The sequence below is a fragment of the Kitasatospora sp. NPDC091257 genome (assembly GCF_044757675.1).
GTDB lineage: Bacteria > Actinomycetota > Actinomycetes > Streptomycetales > Streptomycetaceae > Kitasatospora > Kitasatospora lactacystinica.
This window is the reverse complement of the sequence record NZ_JBIVVI010000565.1, coordinates 1-5,697: the sequence shown is the minus strand read 5'-3', so window position 1 is coordinate 5,697 and position 5,697 is coordinate 1. Positions and strand designations below refer to the sequence as shown.

Genomic DNA, 5,697 nt, shown 5'->3' with positions numbered 1-5,697 from the left:
GTCGCCGAACTGGTACTGCCGCAGGTCCACGCTGATGCTCTGGACGACCTGCTGGCGACCGGCCTGAGCGGGCTGCTGCTCTGCTTCGGGCTGTTGCTGTCGGGGCTGGTCGCCGGGGTCCTGACGGTGGTGCTGGTCGGGTTGCCGCTGGCGGCCGCACTGGTCCTGGCCGGGGTGCCGATCGCCGCCTGGGAGCGGCGGCTGGTCCGCTTCCTGGACGGCGGGCGGGTGCCGGACCCGCACCTCGTCCCCCACCAGCCGGGCCTGGCCGCCTGGTTGCGGCTGCGCTACCGCGAGCAGGCGACCTGGCGGGAGCTGGGCTTCGCGCTGCTGGCCGCCTTCGTGCTCTGGCCGATCGACCTGGCGGTGGCGGGCTGCGTCCTCGCCGTGCCCGGGTACCTGATCGCGGCGCTGCCGCTGCTCCTGCGGGACGGCGAGCAGGTGAACGTGCTCAAGGTGGTCGTGGTGCACTCGCCGGTGACGGCCGCCCTGCTCGGGCTGGCCGGACTGTTGCTGCTCCCGGTGCTCGCCTACCCGCTGGCCGTCCTGGCGGCGGCCCGGGCGGCGCTGGTCCGGCTGGTGCTGGCGCCGGGCGGGCAGGAGCAGCGGATCGGTGAACTGGTGCGCTCACGGGCCCGGTTGGTGGACGCCTTCGAGGCGGAGCGGCGCCGGATCGAGCGCGATCTGCATGACGGCGCACAACAGCGGCTGGTGGCACTGACCATGGCGCTCGGGCTGGCCCGGCTGGACGCGCCGGCGGACGGGCCGTTGGCCGCCCGGCTGGCCGAGGCGCACCGGGAGGCAAGTGAAGTCCTCGCCGAACTGCGGGAGTTGATCAACGGCATTCATCCGCAGGTGCTCACCGACCACGGCCTGCCGGAGGCCTGCGCGGACGCCGCCGACCGCTCGCCCGTCCCCGTCGACACCCGCTTCGAGCTGCCCGGGCGGCTGCCGGCCCCGGTCGAGTCGGCGGGCTACTTCGCCGTCACCGAGGCGCTCGCCAACCTCGCCAAGCACAGCGGTGCGAGCGGCGCGACGGTCGAAGGCCGGTTCACGGACGGCCGGTTGACGATCGAGGTGACGGACGACGGCCGCGGCGGCGCCGACCCGGCGCGCGGCACCGGACTGACCGGGCTGGCCGACCGGGTCGCGGTGGTGCACGGCACACTGACCGTCAGCAGTCCGCCCGGCGGACCGACCCTGGTGCGGGTGGAGATCCCCTGCGCCCCGATCGACCGAGGAGCGGCGTGATGACGAGTGGACCGACGGCGGACGGCCTGCGGGTGGTGCTGGCCGAGGACGGCGTCCTGCTGCGCGAGGGCCTGGTCGGCCTGCTGGCCCGGTTCGGGCACCGGGTGGTGGCGGCCGTCGGGGACGCCGAGGCGCTGCGGACGGCGGTCGGGGAGTACCGGCCGGACCTCGTGGTCACGGACGTCCGGATGCCGCCGGGCCAGAGCGACGAGGGGCTCCGGGCGGCGCTCGCGCTGCGCGAACGCTTCCCCGGGCTGCCCGTCCTGGTGCTCAGCCAGTACGTGCAGCACTCGTACGCGGCCCGGCTGCTGGAGGCGGGGGACGGCCGCGGGGTCGGCTACCTGCTGAAGGACCGGATCGGGCAGATCGAGGAGTTCGTCGCGGCCGTCGGCACGGTGGCCGCCGGGGGCACGGTGGTGGACCCGGAGGTGGTGCGGCACCTGCTGCGCCGCCGCCGCAGTCCGCTGGAGCGGCTCACCCCGCGCGAGCGGGAGGTGCTGGGGCTGATGGCGCAGGGGCGGTCGAACGCGGCGATCTGCCGGGAGCTGACGGTCTCGGAGGCGGCGGTGAGCAAGCACATCGGCAACATCCTGATGAAGCTGGACCTGCCGCCGGCCGAGGAGGCCCACCGGCGGGTGCTGGCGGTGCTGGAGTTCCTCCGGGCGTGAGGGCGCCCTCGGCGGTGCCCGTTCTCCGTCGGCGCGGTCGGTGCGGTCGGCGCGCCCTCGTTCGGGTGAGGTTGCCGGGTCGGCCCGGAGCGCCGGACCCTGATGATCCACGGACCGCATCGCCCGACCGTAGAGGTGGTGCGGGCAAGGACCGTCCCCTACCCGAGACGTACACGGATCAGCCGGGTGGCCGAGGAAGGGTCGTCCCGAGGGGGGATGACCGGCCGGGCGCCACGGCGTCAGCGTGGGGCCCATGACGGGAACGGAAGACATGAGAGAGCGTCAGTTCAGCGCGATCCGAAGGCGTTTCACCTCGGCGGCCGTGGCGGTCGGACTGACGTCCGCGCTGCTGGCGGCCCTGGTGCCCACCGCGGCGCGGGCCGCGGACGGCGACCCCGGGGCCGGCCAGGACATCGACCGGGGCGGCTGGACCGCGAAGATCAGCCGGACCGAGTACGGCGTCCCGCACGTCGTCGCCCGCGACTTCGGCGGCCTCGGCTACGGCTACGGGTACGCCTTCGCCCAGGACAACCTGTGCCAGCTCGCCGACCAGGTGGTCACCGTGCGCGGCGAGCGCTCGCGCCACTTCGGTCCGGACGGCCGCTCCGTCGACCTGGTGACCAACCTGGTGAGCGACACCTACCAGCGGGGCGTGCTGGGCACCGGGACGGTGCGGCGGCTGCTGGCCGCCCCCGCGCCGCTCGGCCCGACCGACGAGGCGCGGCAGCTGGTGGACGGCTACGTCGCCGGGTACAACCGCTACCTGGGCGACACCGGCGCCGACCACCTCCCCGACCCGTCCTGCCGGGGGAAGGCCTGGGTCGGGCCGATCACCGCGGACGATCTGTGGAACATCCTCTACGACGTCAACACCGAAGCGGGCAGCTCCGCCGCCAAGCAGCAGATCGCCACGGCCGTCCCGGGCGCCGGGGCCGGACTCGCCCCCGGCGCGAGCGCTGCGGGGGCGACCGCGGAGGGGACGTCCGGAGCCGGGGCGGCCCCGGCCCGGATCGCCGCTCCGGGCCGCTCCGCCGACAACCCCGAACTCGGCAGCAACGCCTGGGCGATCGGGCGCGACGCCAGCCGCAACGGCAACGGCCTGCTGCTGGCCAACCCCCACCTCCAGTGGGCCGGTTCGCAGCGCTTCTACCAGGCCCAGCTGACCATCCCCGGCGTCCTGGACGTCGCCGGCGCCGGACTGTACGGCATCCCGTTCCTCCAGATCGGCCACACCCGCGGCCTCGCCTGGAGCCACACCACCAGCTACGCGGACCACTACACCCTCCACCGGCTCACGCTGGTGCCCGGCGACCCGACCGCGTACCTGGTGGACGGCAAGGTCGAACGGATGGCCCAGGAGGCCGTCAGGATCACCGTCCGGGCCGCCGACGGGACGCTCTCCACCGTCGACCGGACCGTCTACCGCTCCCGCCTCGGCTACGTCCTCTCCGAGGGCTGGACCGGGCAGTACGCCTACACCCTCGGCGACGCCAACGCCGAGAACCTCCGCTCCCTGAACCAGTGGCTGGCGGTCGGCCGGGCCCAGAACCTCGACCAGCTGCGCCAGGCCCAGCGCACCTACCAGGGCCTCCCCTGGGTGTACACCACGGCCGTCGACTCCAGCGGCACCACCTGGTTCACCGACGCCTCCGCCGTCCCCCACCTCCCCGACGAGCAGCTCGGCCGCTGCCTGGCCGCGGTCACCGCCATCGGGCCGGTACTGGACGGTTCGACCACCGCCTGCGACCCGGGCCGCGACCCGGACGCGCTCGTGCCCGGCGTCTTCGGCCCCGCCAACCACCCGGCACTGACCCGCACCGACTACGTCGCCAACGCCAACAACGGCCCGTACCTGACCAACGCGGACGCGCCGATCACCGGCCTGCCCACCGTCTACCGGGGCGCCTCCGAGCGGATGCTGCGCACCCAGCTCAGCCTGCGGATGATCGCCGACCGCAGGGCCGGCACCGACGGCCTCGGCGCCCCCGGCTTCACCCTCGGCTCGCTCCAGGCGACGATGTTCGGCAACCGGGTGCAGAGCGCCGAACTCGACCGCGACGACGCCGTGGCCCTGTGCCGCGCCCACCCGGAGATCGCCGCGTCCGACGGCACCCGGGTGGACGTGCGCCCGGCGTGCGGCGCGCTCGCGGCCTGGGACACGAGGGCCGACGCCGACAGCCGGGGCACCGTGCTCTGGCAGGCGTACCGGGACGCGCTGGCGAAGACCGGCACGACGGCCTGGCAGACGGTCCCGGCCGACCCGGCCCGGCCGCTGACCACCCCGCGCGGCATCGACGCCGCCAACCCCGTCGCCCAGCGCGCGCTGGCCGACGCGGTGAAGGACCTGGCGAGCCGCGGCCTGCCGGTGGACGCTCCGATCGGCCGCGTCCAGCGCTGGGCGGGCATCCCGCTGCACGGCTGCTCCCACCAGCTGGGCTGCTTCAACGTCGTCACGGCCGGACCGGACTCGGGCGCCGGCGGCGGCACCTACCCGACGGACGTCCGCAGCGTCCCGCACGGCGCCACCTTCGTGATGGCGACCGAGCTGACCGACCGGGGCCCGCGCACCCGGACGCTGCTCACCTACGGCGAGTCCGCCGACCCGACGTCCTCCCACTTCACCGACCAGACCCGCGCCTACGCCCGCAAGCAGTGGGTGACGGAGCGCTTCACCGAGGCCGAGATCCGCTCCGCCCCGGGCCTCACCGTCACCACCCTGCGACGCTGACCCGTTCCCGCCCCGAGCCCCGGGCGGCCGCCGTTGCCATGACGGCGGCCGTCCCGAGGCCGCCGATGATTCCGCCGATGCTCCGGACGCTGCGCGGCGGGATCCGGGGGATCAGATGCGGATGGCGGTGACGACGTGGTAGTCGACGAGGCCGTCGCGCCAGGCGGTGAGGAAGTTGCGGGACCAGTGGGCGGTGGGGACGACGTCGACGAGGTAGCGGTCGAAGCCGGGCCAGACCTCGGCGCCGATGGACTCCGTGGTGATGTCGGTGAAGCCGAAGCGGGTGAGGGCGGCGGTGAAGTCGTCGAGGGGGTGGGCGACGTCGAGGCCGTCGGCGAAGCTGGCGAGGAGGATCTTGAGGCGCTCGGCGATGTCGGCGCCCGGGGCGGTGAAGAAGGTGGTCACGACGAGCCGGCCGCCGGGGCGCAGCACGCGGGCCGACTCACGGGCGAAGCCGGTCAGCTCACGGAAGTGCTGGGCCGCCTCGACGGAGAAGACGCCGTCCAGATAGCCGTCGGAGAAGGGGAGTTCGTCCGCCGATCCTAGGGTGTACGCCAGCCGATCGGGGTACGTCGCCAGGGCTCTCGCGTTGACGGCACGGGCCCGCTCGATCTGGTCCGGGTGGATGTCCACCCCCGTCACCCCCGCGAAGCGGAACTCCCGCAGTGCCAGCGCCGAGCCCAGCCCGCGCCCGCAGCCCACCTCCGCCAGCCGCAGCCGTTCGCGCGGCTCGGGGAACTCCCGCAACGCCCGCCGGTAGAGCTGCTCCTGGCTGCGTACCCGGTCCTCGGTGGTCGGGGCGGCGAGGTCGATCCCTTGCCAGTAACCGAAATTGATGAAGCCTCCGGCGAAACTGGCGACTTTGGCCAGATCATCGGTGCCGTAGGTCTTGCGCACGGTCGGGGGGATGCGGTTGTGATCCATGGGCCGCTGAGTCTCCTGCTCGGTGGGCGCCCGGCCGTCGGGCGCGCCGAGGTACGTACCCAAACCTGTGGTGGTCCGAACACGGTACGTGATGGGTGAGGGCCCCGGGGACAGTGGGGGCGGGGT

At 74.3% G+C, this 5,697-nt stretch carries 4 protein-coding genes; 3 read left to right on the top strand and 1 reads right to left on the bottom strand.

Annotation, left to right across the window (positions count from 1 at the left end; translation table 11 throughout):
• Positions 1–9: 9 nt before the first annotated feature.
• From ACIQOV_RS24415 to ACIQOV_RS24405, 3 genes are all read left to right on the top strand, one after another.
• Positions 10–1,251, top strand: a complete 1,242-nt coding sequence (locus tag ACIQOV_RS24415; protein WP_401051739.1) for a sensor domain-containing protein — start codon at positions 10–12, stop codon at positions 1,249–1,251.
• Positions 1,251–1,919 carry a LuxR C-terminal-related transcriptional regulator gene (locus tag ACIQOV_RS24410; RefSeq protein ID WP_401051736.1) on the top strand — a complete coding sequence of 223 codons (669 nt, stop codon included), beginning with the start codon at positions 1,251–1,253 and terminating at the stop codon, positions 1,917–1,919. The genes ACIQOV_RS24415 and ACIQOV_RS24410 overlap by 1 nt, the downstream gene beginning before the upstream one ends.
• A 271-nt stretch (positions 1,920–2,190) precedes the next feature.
• The gene (locus ACIQOV_RS24405) at positions 2,191–4,647 is read left to right on the top strand and encodes a penicillin acylase family protein (RefSeq protein ID WP_401051734.1); all 2,457 of its coding nucleotides are present in this window, start codon (positions 2,191–2,193) and stop codon (positions 4,645–4,647) included.
• Between the two features lie 111 nt (positions 4,648–4,758).
• On the opposite strand, the gene ACIQOV_RS24400 is transcribed toward ACIQOV_RS24405, so the two are convergent.
• The gene (locus tag ACIQOV_RS24400) at positions 4,759–5,571 is read right to left on the bottom strand and encodes a class I SAM-dependent methyltransferase (protein WP_401051732.1); all 813 of its coding nucleotides are present in this window, start codon (positions 5,569–5,571) and stop codon (positions 4,759–4,761) included.
• Positions 5,572–5,697: the final 126 nt, after the last annotated feature.

Coding starts and splice junctions, on each gene's coding strand:
- ACIQOV_RS24410 (WP_401051736.1), top strand. CDS start 1,251: ATGACGAGTGGACCGACGGCGGACGGCCTGCGGGTGGTGCTGGCCGAG.
- ACIQOV_RS24405 (WP_401051734.1), top strand. CDS start 2,191: ATGAGAGAGCGTCAGTTCAGCGCGATCCGAAGGCGTTTCACCTCGGCG.
- ACIQOV_RS24400 (WP_401051732.1), bottom strand. CDS start 5,571: ATGGATCACAACCGCATCCCCCCGACCGTGCGCAAGACCTACGGCACC.